Here is a 17,316-nt window from a genome sequence, read left to right on the forward strand (position 1 = left end):
GGCTGAACGGCACACTGTTGCCGGCTAGAGCGCATTGATCTCGTTGTGCAACGGCAAACGGCAGCGCTCCACTTTCCACCAGGTGGGTAACAGCTTGCGGATCGCCGGCTGGTTGAAGCGATCATCGATCAGGTAGACCGCGCCCTGGTCCTGCACGGTGCGAATAACCCGGCCGGCGGCCTGTACCACCTTCTGCAAGCCCGGATAGAGGTAGGTGTAGCCGTAGCCGTTGTTGCTGCCGAACATCAGCTCCATCCGCTGCTTGATCTCTTCATTGACCGGGTTGATCTGCGGCAGGCCGAGGGTGGCGATAAAGGCACCGATCAGGCGGTCGCCGGGCAGGTCGATACCCTCGCCAAAGGCTCCACCCAATACGGCAAAACCGATGCCCCGGCCACTGCTGGAGAAACGATCGAGAAAGGCCTGGCGCTCGCTTTCATCCATCTGCCGTGACTGTTGCCAGATCGGGATCTGTGGATGCGCCATCTGCAGCTCCTGCAGCACCGCCTGCAGATAGGTGTAACTGCTGAAAAAGGCCAGGTAGTTGCCCGGTTTTTCCGCGTACTGGCGGGCAATCAGGGCGGCGATGGGGGCCAGCGAGAAGTCGCGATGGGCGTAGCGGGTGGAGAGGTTGCTGACGGCCTGGACGTGTAGCTGCTCGGCGCTAAAGGGCGATTCCACATCGATCCAGGGTGTGTCTTCCGGCAGGCCGAGCAGGTCGGCGTAATAGTTGGCCGGGCTCAGGGTGGCGGAGAACAGCGTGCAGCTGTGCGCCTCGTCGAAGCGCGGCGCGAGAAACGGCGCGGGCACGATATTGCGGATGCACAGGGTGGACACCGACTGGCCACTGCTCTCGTCGCGACTGATATCGAACAGCGAGTGCGCGGCAAAGGCCTCGGCCAGGCGGCAGAACAGCATGGCGTCGAGGTAGAAGTGCAGCAGTTCGGTGGCATTGCCAGCCGGCTGTTCGCTCAGGTGATCGGTGAGGGTGCTGACCGCCTTTTGCAGCGCCATGACGAACAGGTCCGGTGCGCTGGGGTACACCTGATACGCCACTTCCTGATCACGCTCCAGCTGTCGCCAGTGCCGGCTGATGCGTTCCAGCGGGGCCTTCATCACGCTCGGGGCGATGCGCCGTACTGCTTCAAAGCGCTGTTGATTGAGCTCGGCGGTGTACATGCCGCGCGCCCGCTCAATCAGGTTGTGGGCTTCGTCCACCAGCAGGGTGATGCGCCACTCATTGAGCAGGGTGAGGCCATACAGCAGGCCGCCCATGTCGAAGTAGTAGTTGTAATCGCAGACCACCACATCGGCCCAGCGGCACAGTTCCTGGCTCAGGTAGTAAGGACAGATCTGATGGGCCAGGGCGGTTGCGCGCACGCTCTCGTGGCTTAGCCACTGGCCTTCGAGTGCAGCCTGGCGGGCGGCGGGCAAACGGTCATAGAAGCCTTTGGCCAGCGGGCAAGAGTCCCCATGGCAGGCTTTGTCAGGGTGCTCGCAGGCCTTGTCGCGCGCCACATGCTCCAGCACCCGCAGCGGCATCGCTTCTTCCTGGCTGCGCAGGGTGGCCAATGCATCCAGCGCCAGGCGCCGGCCAGGCGTTTTTGCGGTAAGAAAAAACAACCGATCCAGCTGCTGCTCGGGGAAGGCCTTGAGCTGCGGAAACAGAGTGCCGAGGGTTTTACCAATGCCGGTGGTGGCCTGGGCCATCAGGCAGTGACCGTCACGGGCGGCGCGGTAGACCTGGTTGGCCAGCTGGCGTTGCCCGCTGCGAAACTCGGCATGGGGAAAGCGCAGGCGCTCCAGGGCTTGATCACGTTGGCGGCGATGCTCGCGCTCGTACTCGGCCCAGCGGATATAGCGGCTGCATTGCAGCTCGAAAAACTCACGCAGTTCATCCACGCTGGCGGTCAGGTGAAAGGCGGTTTCATGTTGGGTGATGACATTGAAATAGACCACCGCCAGATTGATCTGTGGCATGTCGCGTTCCTGGCAGAGTAGCCAGCCGTAGACCTTGGCCTGGGCCCAGTGCAGCAGGCGATGGTTTTCCGGGATGCGGCTGATATCGCCCCGGTGGGTCTTGATCTCCTCCAGCAGGTTTTCTTCCGGGTCGTAACCGTCCGCCCGGCCGCGCACCTGCAGCCCCAGGTATTCGCCATCCAGAGGAAGTTCTGCGGAGTAGCCTGGGCCGCGTCTGGCCACCACGATGGCGTGGCCGGTCATGCCTTCCTGGGCAGTGGGCGAGGGGGTAAAACGCAGGTCGAGATCGCCGACCTTGGCGGTGAACTCGCACAGCGCGCGTACCGCGACCTGATAGTTCACGCGTCGGCCCATTGCACGTAGCAAACGTCCACCGGCATGCCGTGCTCGGCGCAGAAGGCCAGCCAGCGCCGTTGGTTGTCCTGCAGGCGGTCGCCCGGGCCTTTGACTTCGATCATCCGGTAGCGCTGCTCGGCCGGCCAGAACTGGATCAGGTCGGGCATGCCGGCGCGGTTGGCTTTGATATCCGCCAGCAGGCGCTTGAACCAGGCTCGCAGATGCGCGGCGGGCAGGCAGCTCAGTGCTTGTTCCAGCAAGGTCAGATCCAGCGCGGCCCAGAATACAAAGGGCGACTGGATGCCGAATTTAGCCGCGTAGTTTTCCCGGATCACCTGCTTGTAAGCATCCGAGTCGAGGTGCGCCAGGCAGCTGGTAAACAGCTCCTCGCGCTGGGCATGAAAGTCTGCACTGAGCAGATCAACCGGGGCAGTGTGGAAAGGGTGGAAGAAGGCCCCCGGCACCGGCGCGAAGATGGCCTGCCAGCAGAGCAGACCGAACAGGCTGCAGATCAGGCTGTTCTCGACATAGTGCACCGGCGCGTCGGCCTCGTGCAGATGGGCTTTGACGGCAAACTCGACGCTTTGCGCCTCAGGCCTAGGCAGGCTCAGATCAAACCGTGCCGGCGCTACTGGCTTATCCTTGCCGGGCTGCGCTTGCCCGAGCTGGCGGGACAGCCGGGTCAAGGCGCGCTCCACGGCCTGGGCTTCGGCATCATTTTCCGCTGCCTGGATGGCCTGCAGCGTCAACCCATAGGCTTGCTCGAGGCGACCCAGGCGCTCCAGTACGCGGATCTGCCGCAGGCGCGCGCCGACATACCGGCAGTCGGCATAAAAGGCCAGCGCACCTTCCAGGTTGGCCTCACGCTCCAGCTGCTGGCCCATGCGGAACAGCAGCTTGTTGCGGCGCGCCGCCAGAAAGGGGGTGTCGCAGGGCAGGGCGCTGATCTGTTGCAGCACGTCGGCAAGCGGCTCGCCGGCCTCGAACCGTTCACGGCTGCGTTGCAGCTGCAGGTAGCAGTCCACATCCATGCGGTGGCGAAAGGCCCGCGAGTCGGGCGTCAACTCTACGCGCTCATAACGAAAGATACCGAGCTCGGCGAGGACGAACTCGGACCAGTCCTGGCGCAGATTGCCGAAGAACATCAGGCGCAGACGCTCGCACAGGGTGTCGATGGTCAGGGAAACAATCTGCTCCTCGCTGCCCGGACACCAGGCCGCAAAGGCGCGCGGCTCTGGGTAGGTCTCGGCAAGTTGGGCCAGCAGTTCGGATTTGTTCTGCGACTTTCTCGAGGCGGGGCCCGCCAGATGCTGGAGCACTTCATCCTTGCGCAGCAGCTTGAATAGTTCTTCCAGGCACAGCTCGACGTCATGCCGTACCCAGCCCGCTTCGAGCAGCGGCGTTACCGCCTGACGCGGGCAGCCGATCTCCTCATAGCTGAGCTTGCTCAGGCGAAAGTGGCTGCCCTTGCGCATGATCATCCGCACCAGCAGGGCCTGAGCGGGCCTGCCCATGGCGAAGAACTGCCGGACAAACTCATGTTCGGCATCGTTCAACAGATCGGCATAGCGCTCCTGCAGCCAGGTAAGGGCCTGACAGAAATTCGCCAGGTAGTAGAAGCGTGGATCGAGTTGAGACTGCATGAGGGGGCTGGTTGCGGTGTGCATAGTGGCTGGGAGGGCGCTGGGAATGCTGTTGGGGATATTGGTCGGCTAGAGTTTAGCCTGCGCTGTTTATCTATACAGCATTTTCCGCTATTCGGCATCGCACTGCTGCTGTTGTTCCGTTGGCTCGAGCGCAAGGGGTTCGGAGAGGCAACCACCGGGGTCTGTCTCAGCGGCTGTCGAGGCTGTGGTAGAGCTCGTCCTCCTGGGCGAAATGCAGGCGCGAGTTTGCGTCCGTACAGCAACTGAAGCGTCCCCAAGCGGCAAGCGATTTTTCAAAGGAGCGGCTGCCATCGCCATGCATGGACTCTTGCAATCAGGTTCTATTTTGTGGATTTAACATAATATACATTATGCGAAGTATCTAGTCAGGAAAGCACTAGATAGACGTTGTGCTTTGCGTTCTGCGCGACCTGGTATCACGCAGAGGGTTTTGAGTGATGTCACTGCCCTGTGAGTGCTTGCATCGCGGCAGCGAGTCCTCCACGTTGCAATCGTAGGTGCTGCTTTGGACAAGGAGCCCGCTGTAAGCTGATTATTCGAGCACCTCCAATACGGTCAGTTTGAAGATATTCACATGATCTGGGCCGGATTCATCTTTCCTAAGCAGCAGGCTCGCTTCGATACCGTCTTCAGCAAATCCAACGTACTCGGGCAACCACTTTGGCCTTCGTAGCCAGCAAAGGTAAACGTCTCGCCTACTCGACCTGATTTCCCGAAAAAAACGAAGGGGTAAATCTGTAAAAAAGAGCCGTACTCTATTCTTGTAGGATCCTGTCTTCCTTATCCCGCAATGTAGGGAGATAAGAGTAATCGTCGATATGACGAACAACAGCAGGTTAAACTATGGCAACCTGTCCGCTCGCCCCAGAAGGCAAGATGGAAACTATTCAAAAAACGCCGTATACGCCTCAGCCCACATATACCCAGGGACGTACTCATGCTTTTACCGCAGCAGCCTAGAAGCGCTGATGGATTCACTTTAAATCAGACATTTGCACACAATTCGGCGGTGCCAGATCAAACACTGCCGAACGTTTTCGAGTGAGAACCATGTCGAATTACGACAAGTTGATCATCTGTGAGCACTGCGACTGCGTATTTGAAAAGCTCACCCTCGCCAAACACCAAACCTCGCTTTGTTCACGTTGTGGCGGAGTGCTCCAACGTTTTAACAGCTTATCGGTTGAGCAGCGCCTCGCGCTCACGATCACGGCGGCGGTGCTATGGGGGTTCGCCAACTTCTACCCGGTCATGAGCATTAGCCTGCAAGGCCTGAAGAGCAGCGCCACCTTATGGGATGCGGTGCTGGCGCTAAGCCTCGGGCCGATCACCTTTATCGCGCTGGCGGCAGCAATCTCCATCATCATCGCGCCGGTTTTCCAGTTGTTGCTGCTCGCCTGGGTGCTCTGCTTCGCCCTTCTCCACCAACGCGCCCCTGGTTTCAGGTTATGCATGCGCTGGCTGGAGTCGCTCCGACCCTGGAGCATGCTCGAGGTATGCCTACTCGGGGCGTTGGTAGCGGTATTCAAACTTGCCGGCATGCTGGATGTACTACCGGGCATCGGGCTGTTTGCTTTGGCCGTGCTCAGCTTGTTGTTGATACGCATCGCCGGGCGCGATGTGCGCGAGCTCTGGGAGATCCTATGAATACGCCGCCGGCTGCCCACGACCTTAATCTTTGCCTCTGCCATAGTTGTGGCAAGACCTGCGACATGGCCAGCCAGCCATCCGCATGCGAGCGTTGCGGTGCCCCCCTGCACGCCCGAAAGATCAACTCATTGAACCGCACCTGGGCGTTCCTACTGGCCGCTCTGGTATTCTACGTCCCGGCCAACCTGCTGCCGGTCATGAATACCAGTATGTTTGGCAGCGGTGCTGACAGCACCATCATAAGCGGCGTTCTTGAGTTCTGGCAGCATGGTGCATGGGACATCGCGCTGATCATCTTTATCGCCAGTATTGCCGTGCCGGGTATCAAATTCGGAGCCCTGACGCTGCTACTGGTCACTGTTCAGCGCGGTAGCCTCTGGGCCCGCAAGGAGCGCTCCAAACTGTACCGTTTCGTTGAGCTTATCGGCTACTGGTCGATGCTCGACGTGATTGTCGTCGCGCTAGTCGCCGCGCTGGTGAAGTTTCACGCCCTGGCCGATATCGAGCCACGCTCAGGGATTCTGTTCTTTGGCTTGGTAGTAGTGTTTACGATGCTGGCGGCGATGAGTTTCGATCCTCGCTTGATCTGGGATAAAGCAAACAACGAGGAAGGCATGGATGAAGTCGCACACCACTGAAGGAGCGCCCGCTCCCGGTCAGGCCGTTATCAAGACCCGCCGCCTCAGCGTTTCGCTGGTGTGGATCGTCCCCATCGTGGCGGTATTAGTGGGTATTTCGCTGGTGGTTAACAGCGTGATGCAGGAAGGGCCGACCATCACGGTGACCTTCGACACCGGCAGCGGTCTGACCGCTAATAAGACCGACGTTAAGTACCGCAACGTGGTGATCGGACATGTCACCGAGGTGGCGCTGAGCAAGGATCAGAAGAGCGTCGATGCCACCATAAAACTGGCCAAAGAAGCAGAGAGCTTTACCCGTGAAGACTCGCAGTTCTGGGTCGTACGGCCACGAATCGGTGCCGGCGGAGTGTCAGGCATCGATACCCTGCTCTCCGGCGACTATATCGGTGCCGATATCGGTCAGGCCAACACGCGCGTCAAACGATTCAAGGGGTTGGAAAACCCACCGCCCATTACCTACGGCGAGCCTGGTAAGCGCTTTACGCTACACAGTCGGGATCTGGGCTCGCTGGACATCGGCTCGCCCATTTACTTCCGCAGAATCCCGGTTGGCCAGGTTGTGGCCTACGCGCTGGACGCTGACGGCAAAGGCGTCAACATCGAAGTATTTGTGCGCGCGCCCAATGATGCCTATGTCACCGAAAACACGCGATTCTGGAACGCAAGCGGCATCGACATCGATGTGGGAGCCAATGGGTTTGCGGTAAAAACCGAGTCCTTATCCTCCATTCTGGTGGGCGGTATCGCCTTCCGCGCGCCCGACTACAGCCCCAATGATCAGCCGGCTGCAGAGAAAAAGTCCTTTGAGCTATTCGATGATCAGCAGACTGCTCTTGCCCCGCCCAACGGCAAAGCACAGTTTTTGAGCCTGCGTTTCGACCAGGCACTGCGAGGGCTAAGGGTCGATGCGCCGGTGGAGTTCCAGGGGGTGGAAATCGGCAAGGTGGTGGCAGTCAATCTGGATTTCGACCCGGAAAAACGCAGCTTTCCCGTGGAAGTCGGCATCTTGATTTATCCGCAACGTCTCGGTCTGGCCCACACCAAAATGCTCAAGGCCTTACATCATGATCCAAACGATGAGGCCGCGGGCATTCGGCTCATGGGTAGCTTTATTGAACATGGCCTACGCGCCCAGGCGCGTACGGGCAACCTGTTGACTGGGCAGCTGTACATCTCGCTCGATTTCTACCCAAAAGCGGAAAAGGTCACGTTTGACCCCACTGCCCGACCAGTGAGCATCCCCACCATCCCCGGCAGCTTTGAGCAGTTGCAGGAGCAACTGCAGGCCATGGTCGACAAGATCAACAAACTGCCCGTGGAACGCATTGCCGGAAACCTGGACAGCAATCTGGTCGAACTGCGCAAAGTGCTGGCGCAATTCAATGCCAAGACCCTTCCTGGCGTTCAAACAACGCTGACCGATGTGAGCAAAACCCTGCAATCGGCCAGTTCGACCCTCGCCGAGGACTCACCGCAACGGGAACAGTTGACGCAGACCCTGGAAGAGCTCGGGCGCATGTCGCGTTCCCTTCGTGAGCTGTCGGACTATCTAGGGCGGCATCCGGAGTCGCTGATTCGCGGCCGGCCAGACAATGCCGCACCGCTAAAGGCGCAGGGCAAATGAATAGAGGAGCGACACACATGGTCATTGCGCACAAATTAATCCTTGCCACCGCGTTACTGCTTCTCGCCGCATGCCGCAGTGACCCGGTGCAGTTCCATACCCTGACTCCGGCCGAGACCGGCGACTTTTCACAGCCTGTCGGGGCCGAGATTCAGATCGAGATCATCAACGTACCGCCCCAGGTCGACCGGCAACAGATCGTCATTCGCCAAAGCAACAGCAGCCTGGCCATTCTGGAAACCCAGTGGTGGGGTGCAAGCCTGGTAGATGAAATGCGCAGCGCCTTGGCGGATAGACTGTTTAATAGCAGCGTCGGGCGCAATGTGTCGGTACGACTGGATGTACAGCGCTTTGATTCGCTTCCAGGCCAGTACGCATTAATCGACGTCAAATGGCGCCTGCGCAACTTGGGCAGCGACAATGACACGCTGATCACTTGCCGAAGCATCTTAAAAACACCCGCGGGGTCAAGCATCGATGACGTCGTTATCGCCCATCAGAACAATGTGAAAAAACTGGCCGCCGACATTACCCAGGCGGCTGATAATGGCGCTAACCAATGCCCCTCTATACGGTAAAAACGCTCAACCACAACGCGTCGGTTGTCATGATTCGCTTGCCAGCAATTGGCGTACCATGAATCCCCCTCCTCCGCGGCTTGAACTAGGGCCGCTTGGGTGGGCCCTGAGCAACCCTCGTTAGATCGGAGCGGTCAAGACCAGCGTGCTCCACCTGCCAATGTGATGGCTGCCCCTTAGCCACCGTTCCAGCATGGCGGATAAAGGCTCTTAAACGTCAAAGAGCCGGCGTACCCGCATGGCGTCGGCGCTTACGCTTTGCTCAAGAGGAAGGAAGTAGCGCAGCTGCCATTGTTGTGTCCTAACGGCCGCTTTGGCGATTGGCTTGACCCAAGGCGGGTAAACACGGATAGCACGCTTACCGCCTTTACCGTTAATCGACATGATGCCTTGTGCTACCAGTATCTTCTGATCGAAAACAAACTGCCCTCGATGCGTCGCATTGCACACACTCACGACAACAAAGGCGACGCCATCGGCGATATCGAGGGGTGAAATAACGCCGCCCGAGATAGGCCGCTTCCATATCGTGACAAACTGCCCAACCTTGCTCGGCGTTGTTTTAGCCACGCGAAAGACAACCGCATGTCCGTCGAGGCCAAAGCGGGAGGCTCCATACTCGGAGCTCTCAGTCTCGCGTAGCGGCGCAGCCGTCAATCTCATTTCCGCCGGTTTGTATACATGCTCAATGGCAGTTATCAGCTCGCAGGGAAGATGGTTGGGGGAGGAACCTGCCGCGCAGGCATAATTTATCTCTGGCTCAGTTAAATCGAACTTCAACAGCAATAACTCCTAAACCACGTCAGGCTATCCCGTCTCCTTGAAACAGCTTCACTTAGGAAAGAGCAGCGAATACGCCACTCGAAAACCCCAGCCATGCGCCCCATTCTCGGTACTATCCGCCCAATATCGCGGCCCAACCTGAAGCCTCATAGGCTGCTGGCCGACTTTAAAGAGTTGCGTCACGAACAGGTTGATCGGCACGCTCCACTCCCTAGCCTCCCAGTTATAAGTGGACTCTGTATGATCGCGTAGTTCATCACGATAGGCAGGCCGTAGATGTAGCCCTCCTCGGCGATCTGTTTTGCTTCCTGTGCAGAAAGCGTATCGGCAGTTTGGGCGTGAATCTGCATTGGCGATAGAAGCAAGAGCAATGCAAGCGCTGACATGCCCGATTTGAGTGTTGCGGGCCCTATCATCATGGTGTAAGTCCATTTCTGAGCTGTGTTGAATATCGCGCAAGAAATCCCGGCAGCCGCTGGAATGACGGCTACTGGAGGACCGCCTGCATGTCGCCGGTCATCGCTTTGATGGCTGCCTTGAAGTCATTGGCCGTGATCGGCTGGCTGGCGTTCTTCAGCTCTTCGCCAAAGACCTTGCGTACGGCTTTGGCGACCGGCATTCCGCTACCGCTGTCAACAAGATCGGCCTCGATGTACAGCTCGGTATTCTGATCGCGATGACCAGTGGCCGCCTGGGTCGCGCCGATCACGGCAGCTACCGGAACCACTTCGTACCATTTCATGCCTTCATTGGAGGCGCTCACACCAGTGATCGCCGCACGCAGAACCAGGGCACGCTCGCCGCTGCGCACGTCCTGGGCACTCGTAACTACGCGGTAATTCTGCGACAACGCCTCTTTGGCACTCGTGCTCGTATAGGCTTGCAGTTCCTGCAACGTTTTCAGGTCGACGCGCTCATTCGGCTTAGGCTCCGGATACAGTTCGAGGCGCTCGAAGACCACAGCAGAGTAGTCCGACGGTTTGAATCCTGGGGCTTCCCATCGCAACACCTTCACCCCGCTCGCCGAGGTGGCTGCTTGCAAGCCGCTATAGTTGGGCAAGAAGCCGGAGTACTGTTCTTGCTCGGTAATTTTCGAAACGCACCCGGTCAACAGCAAACTGCTCAGTGCAACACCTGCCATCCATTTATGAGACTGGTTCATGTAACGATACTCCTTGCGTTATGAAGTGCTACGAAGTGGCTCAGAAGCGCCAGGTCATGTTACCTGTCAGGGCTTGAATCCAGGCATTGCTGAACTCACCCGACACGCGCTCGCCCGTCAAGGGCTTTTGCTGATCGACCGGCATGTCGCCCATCCAGACGGCGACCCAGCTGAAGTTCAGGTCTGTATCTTGGTCGAGCGAGTAGGTGAGACCGGTCGCAAACCGCCAGGCGTCCCCCATCGGTACCGTCAGGGTCCGATTGCTGTCGGATACCGCCGAAGTGTCGTAGGCAACACCGAAGTTCCAGAGCAAGTCGGGGTTCATCTGGTATTGCGCGCCCAACGCCAACTGATAGGTGTCGTCGTACTGCGCATCGATGCGGGTTGACCGGGAACCCGCCGCGGACGTATCCACCTCCAGGCCGATATCGCCGAATTGCGACCAGTCCTGCCAATTGACCGAGGCCAGCAACGCCCATTGCGGATCCAGTTGCTGGTACAGGCTGAGCGTGGCCGTTTGCGGTACGTTCAAAGAGAGCTTGGTGTTGAGGCCATCGAGCCGGCTTACCAACGGGCTGCTGGCGTTCACATCCAAACGGTCTTCGAAGTCCAGGCTGATCTGACTGGTATAAGTCAGGCCGATACGGGTGCCTGCTTGTGGCGCATAAATCACCCCCACATTGGCCCCATAGCCCCAGGTGCCGTCCTTGAACGTGTATTGGCCATCGGCACGATCCGTCAGACCAAGAGGCGACTGATCGATCGCTGCTTCGGACTCCAGCATGCCGTACATGGCCTTCAACCCGATACCCATGGACCACTGTTCGTTGAAGCGGTACGCCACGCTGGGCACCAATGACAAGCCAGCAATGCTCGCACTTTGCACGAAATAGCGCCCGGACCAATCGTCGTCGTAGTTTTCCGCGAGGCCGAAATCACCATAGGAACCGAAACCAACGGACCACTGCTCATCCAACTGGTGACTGATAAAGAAACTGCCCCCGGGTATGGGATCGAGCACATTGCCGCTGCCGGAACCCGATGTAGTGGTTGCCGAGTCCCGGTTGAATGTTAGGTCGCCAAAAAGAACCTGGGCACCAGCACTGACTTGAGTACCGGCCAGATAGCTCAGGCCAGCGGGGTTGCTGGCGATAGTCGACGGGCCTTGCGCGCGGGCGGCTGAACCGGCATTGGCCAGGCCAGTATTATCGGTGCCGATTTCGTAGAGCATCAGCCCGCCGGCTACTACTTGACCAGGCAGCACCAGGAAAGCCGCCGACAAAACCATATAGAGACGTGAGTGCATCTGGCCTTATCCTTAACTAACGTGGGTGCTTTCGAGCGCCAGTGCAGCCCGCTACCCGACAGCATCCTGGAGCAATCGCCCCTTGAACGAGCCAGGATGACAGACTGGCTGGCTGGCGGACTGGCAGGCAAGTTGCCCCAAGTCTATGGCATCTTCCTCGAAGTACAGCTTGCAATTTCGGACAGCCTGACAAGAAACTACGGCATGGAAGCAACCCAAGAATAGACCACGGATGGTAAGGCAATCCATGCGATCCAAAAATGCTATCCATTCAGTGGCGCAACGTGAGCTCGCCACTGCTGTCGGGGACACGAGCACTGCAGTCGTCCCGTTCGAGTCGCCAGATCAAAGCCCCCTGCATTTCCCCTTGATACTCAGCAATCCCGGTGAGATGCCTACCAGCCCGGTAAAAAGCCTCCCGCACGTCATCACCGCACTGGGCGGCAACCCGCAGCGCGTATTCAGGGCTGCCGGCATAGACTTGGATGCATTCGTCAATGACTACGACCAGCGCCTCGGCTACGACGAAACGATCCGCCTGCTCAATACCGCCATTCGACATACGCAATGCTCCAGCCTCGGCATTCTGGTGGGGCGACGCTTCAGCCTGAAAGACCTGGGGCCAATCGGCCGGCTCATGCTTTCAGCCAGCACAGTGCAAGAGGCCTTGCACGATCTGGTCATGCACTCAACGCTGCATGACCGCGGCGGCGCGCCGTTGCTGCTCCCCTTGACTGACCAGTTCAGCCTGCTCGGTTATGTGATACACCAGCACGATCTGACCGACCCGAGGTCACTCATGGATGCGTTGGTCATGATTGGTTTCCAGACTTTTCGGGAGTTATTGGGGCCCGACTGGACGCCCGTCCGGGTGCAACTGGCCTACCGCAAGCCCTCGGACTCCGCGGCCTATGGCCGAATATTCCGTTGCCCGGTGCAGTTCAATGCGAATGTCTCCGGCCTGGTGGTCAGCAACCAGAAACTGGGCCAGAAGTTGAGCACGGCGAACCCCCGCCTGCATCAGTTGCTCCATGAGGCCATAGCAACGACCACAGCCAGCCTGACAACGTCGGAGCTAATCAAGAACCAGCTGCACGCCATGTTGCTGGCGGGCGAGGCCAAAGCCGAGCTGATCGCCAGCCGAATGGGGCTGCACATACGCACCCTGCACCGTCGGCTCGATGCCGAAGGCACTCATCTGCAACGGCTGGTTACCGAGTCCCGAAAGAGCCTCGCCCTGCAACTACTTACGCACACAGACCTGCCCGTTTCGGCTATTGCCCAATCTTTGCAGTATCAGGATCCGAACGCATTTTCCCGCGCGTTCAAGAGCTGGACCGGATGCTCTGCGCAACACTGGAGAAACACATCGGGCCGTTGCTGAGCGCCGCCCCAGCGATCTCGGTTGCAGGAACAGTCCTCCGCTGGATAGACCAAGGGCCCAACCGCTGCTGCTCCACAACGGAGCGTAGCAGCTTGAGCCCCTCCCCCTAACTCTCCGCTAAGGGGCCTTTTTCAGCAGGAAATGCGACAAGGCCGGAATCAGCACCAGTGCCCCGATCATGTTCCATGATAAACATGAAGGTCAGCGATATGCCCATGTCGGCCTGGAACTTGATCGGCGACCACGCCCATACCCAACCCGACCATCAACGCCTCGCAAAGAATCGAGGTCAGCATCAGTGGCACCACCGCCACCACGCGCCAGCTGCGGAAGGTGACGAAGCACAGCACGATCACTGCCGCATAGACGTAAAGCAACATGTTGCGGTTGGCTTCGCGAACGACGATTTCTCGCCTAAATGGATGTCCGGAATCAGTAGACCACTACACCATAACGCTGATGGCGCATACGTCAGGACGCTTACACACCGTTGGTGCGATAAACACCAATCAACACTTCCTCCTCACTAAGGTAGTCGATGCTGCCAAGGAAGATATAGTCGCTCAGCCACGCATACTTGCCTGGCTGAGTCTTGAACGAGGGCACGGTGCGGCAGTAGGCATCGCTATCTAGCATGTCCTCTAGTGCTACGCCTTTGGCCTGCTTGGCCAGACCCGATTCATTGAGACGCCAGATGCCGGCGTTGTGGATGATAATGATCTGGCCATCATCGGTTTTAAGGCGATATAAGGCGTCGATCATGGTCACCCCGTCATTGCGATCGACCGCCAGATCAGCACCGCCGGGGACGACGATGCCGCGCATGTCCTTACCCACAAAGGTACCGCCAATGATTGGGTAGTTGATGCGGTGCCCATCGGCCCCCGGCCCCATATCCTCAAGCGGGCCAAGCTTGACGTTGATCTGCATCACCAATTCACTGTCGATACGGTTCGGTATGCTTTCTTTCAGTACCTCAGCCGCTGCCAGGGCATTACTGCCCAGGGCAACAAGCAGACCCAGCGCTCCTAGCATACGGCCGGCAGATTTGAGTAGGTTGCGACCTGACAGCAGATTTTTACGGTGAAGGCTCATGTACTCGACTCCAGTTGGTTGAGATGAAAACAGCTCTATTTTGTTAACTCCGTTATCACTAATTTCATCGCCGCAAGGGACATTACAGGACAACTCAACCCCATAATTACTGAATACATACCTGGCCTCTATCCGTATTGCGCAGCGTAGCGTGCCCTGATATGGTGCATTTAGTTAACATGACTAACTAAATTTACCATTGAGTCGAAGGACGTCACCCGTGTCGATCAAGGTTGTAGACACCTCTGATGTGGAGCAGCAGATATCCGCTATCAGCGGCTGGGAGCAACACTACGCCCAAATGTCCGCCGGGCGCTTTCAAGGCCGCACCGTGCAAGCCGATCTGGACGGCGTAACAGCGTACGAAGAACGCATGAACACCCGTGTCGAACAATATTTTCAGGCTCCGGCCAACGCCTTGGCATTCAGCTTCGACATGAGCAGCGGCTGCTTCTACCTGCTCGACAGCCAAAGCCGCAACACCTGGATCACCCCAGAAAATTATCGCGAGGTAGCTGTGGTTATTGACCTCGGACTACTCGTCGACCACTGCAACACCGAGAGCTGGCAAGACCTATCCATGAAGCCCCTGCAGTCGCCACAAGCTCAGTTGTTCGGCTCCTGGCTCAGCCGCCAGTTGGCCAACCTCGCCAGCGCTCCAGATAGCCCGCCTCCACCAACTCTGGCCAGACAGCTGATCGAAGACTGCTTCTTTGTTCTCGAAAGCTCAAACCCCGGCTCAGATTACCGGCAGCAGCAACGAACCAGGAAAAATCGGCAGATCGTCAATCGTATCTGCGAACTGGCAAACAGCCACCCGGAAGAGCACTTCAATGCCCTCCAGATGGCCCAAGCGGCAGGCGTTTCGATCCGCCAACTGCAACAGGCCTTTCTTCATTACACAGGCTTAGCCCCAAGCGTCTGGCTGCGTAGGCACCGCTTGAACGCGGCCTATCAAGACCTGCAGCAGGCATCCCCCGCCCACACTACGGTGACCGAAATCGCCATGCGCCATTCGTTCTGGCACCTGGGCCGCTTTGCCGATGCCTATCGGGGGCTATTCAATGAACCTCCCAGTGCCACCCTGCAGCGCAAACGCTAACAGGCCGTTGAAAGTGCCTCGTTATGAGGCTGGGAAATATCTATTGGAGCGGGGGTAAAACTGTCAGGCTAAAAGCCCCGGTGCTAGCCTGCTAATTGAACCCCCTGAATATATCGGCTTGGTCCATGCGCAAACAAACCAGCAAGAAACTCCAGCGTCCCGCAGCAACGGCTCAGGTCGGGGTTGGGAAAAGCCGGTCCACGGCACCGGACTGGGTACTGTTGTTACTGGCCGTATCCGGCATGTTGCTCAGCGGATACCTGACGTTCGCCGCCTTGAGCGATGCTGCGCCGGCCTTCTGCGATCAGGGCTCGTCTTGTCAGCTGATTCAGCAAAGCCGCTGGTCCTGGGTGCTAGGTGTACCGCTGGCACTCTGGGGATTGGCCCTCTATGCGGTGCTGGCGTTGCATGCCTGGCGGCAGCCGAGCCGCTTGCGACGCTGGCGGCGGCTATGGCTGATTGCCCTGGTCGGCCTGGTCATCAGCCTGTACCTGACCCTGGTCGGCTGGATCGAGCTGGCGGCCTTCTGCGCCTGGTGTCTGCTATCGCTGGCGCTGCTGACGGCGTTTTTCCTGCGTGCCAGCCAGATCTGGCCGAAGTCGGCGACCGTGACCGATTGGCGAAACTGGTTGCTGCGCAGTGGCGTGACGGCCTTGCTGGCTGTAGTTGTGTTGCATCTCTACTACAGCGATCTGTTTTCCCCGCGTGCCGATCCGCAACTGCTGGCCCTGGCCAACCACCTGCAGCACAGCGAGGCAAAATTCTACGGCGCATTCTGGTGCCCGGCCTGTCAGGAACAGAAAAGCCTGTTTGGCCCCGCGGCCGAGCAATTGCCCTATGTCGAGTGCTCGCCGAACGGTCGCAAGGGGGTGCTGGCCCGGGCCTGCATCGAAGAGAAGATCAACGGCTACCCCACCTGGATTATCCGCGGGCGGCGCTATCAAAAGTTGCTCAGTACGGAAGATCTGGCACGTCATTCACGCTTCAAATGGCCGGCCCAGGGCACTGCCGATGCACCTTGAGCCCGGAATTGGCCGCCCTGGACCTGGCCAATACCCAGCTGCTGGTGATCGATGACGTGCTCTACCAAGGCCATTCGCTGCTGCGCACCTGTGCCTATCTGTCCAGCCTGGGCGCGCAGCGGGTGCGTACCGCGGTGCTGGTCGATCGCTGCGTCAGCCAGCAGCCGATACGCGCCGATATAGTCGGTGTGCGCCTGCAGGTGGCCCCGGACGACATCATCGAATGTAATGTACCGCCCTATGAGCCGCAGTTGCGTATCGAAGTGGTGCGCCAGCACTGTTGACGCCCTGCCCTGCGCACAACATCGGCAGCGAGCGCACTCGGCCGATCCGGGCCAATAATCCGGTCGATCAAGCACCAATCTTGATGCAAATCATTATTGTTTGGTTCTTGTTTCCCTAAGCTAGGCCCATCCAAGCCAACGCTCAGAGGAAACCATCGATGCGCGCACCACTGCCCTTTTCACTCGCCCTGCTGCTGGTCGCTACATTCACCCAGGCCAAGGAATACCCGATTGGCGAGCCCCAGCAATGTGGCGGCCTGGAAGTCGGTGCCGTGTACCTGCAGCCAATCGAGATGGACCCGCCGGGCATGATGCGCCCCGCCGCCGAATCCGATGTGCACCTGGAAGCCGACATCAGCGCCCTGGAAAACAACCCCAACGGCTTCCAGGAAGGCAGCTTCGTGCCCTACCTGAATATCGCCTTCGTGCTGCGCAAGGCAGGCAGCGACGAAGTACTCAAGGGCGATTTCCACGCCATGGTCGCCAACGACGGCCCGCACTACGGCGACAACCTCAAGCTGATGGGGCCAGGCAAGTACCACCTGACTTACAGCATCCTGCCGCCAGCCGGTGGCCACGCCATGTTCGGTCGCCACACCGACAAGGAAACCGGCGTCGCCGCCTGGTTCGAGCGCTGCGACCTCAGCTACCAATTCACCTACGCCGGTATCGGCAAGAAAGGCGGTTACTGATCGCAACGGG

16 protein-coding genes and 2 pseudogenes are annotated in these 17,316 nt (G+C 58.7%); 10 read left to right on the forward strand and 8 right to left on the reverse strand.

All coding sequences use genetic code 11. The features are described from left to right. Positions 1–24 precede the first annotated feature (24 nt). Together AACY13_RS08955 and AACY13_RS08960 are read right to left on the reverse strand one after the other, a co-directional pair. Positions 25–2,322, reverse strand: coding sequence for an ATP-dependent DNA helicase (locus tag AACY13_RS08955; RefSeq protein WP_339460856.1), 2,298 nt, complete (start codon positions 2,320–2,322; stop codon positions 25–27). Further along, on the reverse strand, positions 2,319–3,959 hold the full coding sequence (locus AACY13_RS08960; RefSeq protein WP_339460858.1) for a VRR-NUC domain-containing protein: 1,641 nt from the start codon (positions 3,957–3,959) through the stop codon (positions 2,319–2,321). The genes AACY13_RS08955 and AACY13_RS08960 overlap by 4 nt, the downstream gene beginning before the upstream one ends. A 1,074-nt stretch (positions 3,960–5,033) precedes the next feature. Between AACY13_RS08960 and AACY13_RS08965 the strand changes: the two genes are divergently transcribed. Genes AACY13_RS08965 through AACY13_RS08980 form a run of 4 tightly spaced genes read left to right on the forward strand, consistent with a single transcriptional unit; the run spans position 5,034 to position 8,476 of the window. After that, complete coding sequence (locus AACY13_RS08965) at positions 5,034–5,630, forward strand: paraquat-inducible protein A (RefSeq protein WP_339460859.1); 597 nt, start codon at positions 5,034–5,036, stop codon at positions 5,628–5,630. Beyond that, positions 5,627–6,271, forward strand: a complete 645-nt coding sequence (locus AACY13_RS08970) for a paraquat-inducible protein A (protein ID WP_339460860.1) — start codon at positions 5,627–5,629, stop codon at positions 6,269–6,271. Before AACY13_RS08965 ends, AACY13_RS08970 begins: the two co-directional genes overlap by 4 nt. Beyond that, positions 6,252–7,898 (forward strand): PqiB family protein, encoded by a 1,647-nt coding sequence (locus AACY13_RS08975; protein ID WP_339460861.1) that lies wholly within the window; start codon positions 6,252–6,254, stop codon positions 7,896–7,898. Before AACY13_RS08970 ends, AACY13_RS08975 begins: the two co-directional genes overlap by 20 nt. Positions 7,899–7,915: 17 nt before the next feature. Further along, the gene (locus tag AACY13_RS08980) at positions 7,916–8,476 is read left to right on the forward strand and encodes a PqiC family protein (protein ID WP_339460862.1); all 561 of its coding nucleotides are present in this window, start codon (positions 7,916–7,918) and stop codon (positions 8,474–8,476) included. 210 nt (positions 8,477–8,686) lie between these two features. Here AACY13_RS08980 and AACY13_RS08985 read toward each other — a convergent pair whose 3' ends face one another. From AACY13_RS08985 to AACY13_RS09000, 4 genes and pseudogenes are all read right to left on the reverse strand, one after another. Next, a complete protein-coding gene (locus tag AACY13_RS08985) occupies positions 8,687–9,256 on the reverse strand; it encodes a MepB family protein (RefSeq protein WP_339460864.1) in 570 nt (189 codons plus the stop codon). A gap of 51 nt (positions 9,257–9,307) precedes the next feature. Continuing rightward, a pseudogene (locus tag AACY13_RS08990) lies at positions 9,308–9,502 on the reverse strand (transporter); the annotation flags it as partial. 244 nt (positions 9,503–9,746) lie between these two features. Continuing rightward, positions 9,747–10,421, reverse strand: coding sequence for a DUF3313 domain-containing protein (locus AACY13_RS08995; protein ID WP_339460866.1), 675 nt, complete (start codon positions 10,419–10,421; stop codon positions 9,747–9,749). A gap of 40 nt (positions 10,422–10,461) precedes the next feature. Then, the gene (locus tag AACY13_RS09000; protein ID WP_445262546.1) at positions 10,462–11,727 is read right to left on the reverse strand and encodes an OmpP1/FadL family transporter; all 1,266 of its coding nucleotides are present in this window, start codon (positions 11,725–11,727) and stop codon (positions 10,462–10,464) included. A gap of 96 nt (positions 11,728–11,823) precedes the next feature. Between AACY13_RS09000 and AACY13_RS09005 the strand changes: the two genes are divergently transcribed. Both AACY13_RS09005 and AACY13_RS09010 read left to right on the forward strand, forming a co-directional pair. Continuing rightward, entirely contained in the window at positions 11,824–11,952 is a 129-nt protein-coding gene (locus AACY13_RS09005; RefSeq protein ID WP_339460868.1) for a hypothetical protein, read from the forward strand. A gap of 22 nt (positions 11,953–11,974) precedes the next feature. Beyond that, complete coding sequence (locus AACY13_RS09010; protein WP_339460870.1) at positions 11,975–13,111, forward strand: AraC family transcriptional regulator; 1,137 nt, start codon at positions 11,975–11,977, stop codon at positions 13,109–13,111. Between the two features lie 117 nt (positions 13,112–13,228). Here AACY13_RS09010 and AACY13_RS09015 read toward each other — a convergent pair. After that, positions 13,229–13,518: pseudogene (locus AACY13_RS09015) on the reverse strand (RND family transporter); the annotation flags it as partial. Positions 13,519–13,591: 73 nt separating this feature from the next. Further along, on the reverse strand, positions 13,592–14,206 hold the full coding sequence (locus AACY13_RS09020) for a DUF3237 domain-containing protein (protein ID WP_339460871.1): 615 nt from the start codon (positions 14,204–14,206) through the stop codon (positions 13,592–13,594). A gap of 220 nt (positions 14,207–14,426) precedes the next feature. On the opposite strand from AACY13_RS09020, the gene AACY13_RS09025 reads away from it, so the two are divergent. From AACY13_RS09025 to AACY13_RS09040, 4 genes are all read left to right on the forward strand, one after another. Further along, the gene (locus AACY13_RS09025; protein ID WP_339460873.1) at positions 14,427–15,308 is read left to right on the forward strand and encodes a helix-turn-helix domain-containing protein; all 882 of its coding nucleotides are present in this window, start codon (positions 14,427–14,429) and stop codon (positions 15,306–15,308) included. Positions 15,309–15,433: 125 nt separating this feature from the next. Further along, positions 15,434–16,330, forward strand: coding sequence for a vitamin K epoxide reductase family protein (locus AACY13_RS09030; RefSeq protein ID WP_339460875.1), 897 nt, complete (start codon positions 15,434–15,436; stop codon positions 16,328–16,330). Continuing rightward, entirely contained in the window at positions 16,225–16,614 is a 390-nt protein-coding gene (locus AACY13_RS09035; protein ID WP_339460977.1) for a phosphoribosyltransferase family protein, read from the forward strand. Before AACY13_RS09030 ends, AACY13_RS09035 begins: the two co-directional genes overlap by 106 nt. 158 nt (positions 16,615–16,772) lie before the next feature. Continuing rightward, complete coding sequence (locus AACY13_RS09040) at positions 16,773–17,306, forward strand: iron transporter (protein WP_339460876.1); 534 nt, start codon at positions 16,773–16,775, stop codon at positions 17,304–17,306. Positions 17,307–17,316: the final 10 nt, after the last annotated feature.

The sequence above is a fragment of the Pseudomonas sp. EA_105y_Pfl2_R69 genome (genome assembly GCF_963970915.1).
In the GTDB taxonomy this organism is placed as follows: Bacteria; Pseudomonadota; Gammaproteobacteria; order Pseudomonadales; family Pseudomonadaceae; genus Aquipseudomonas.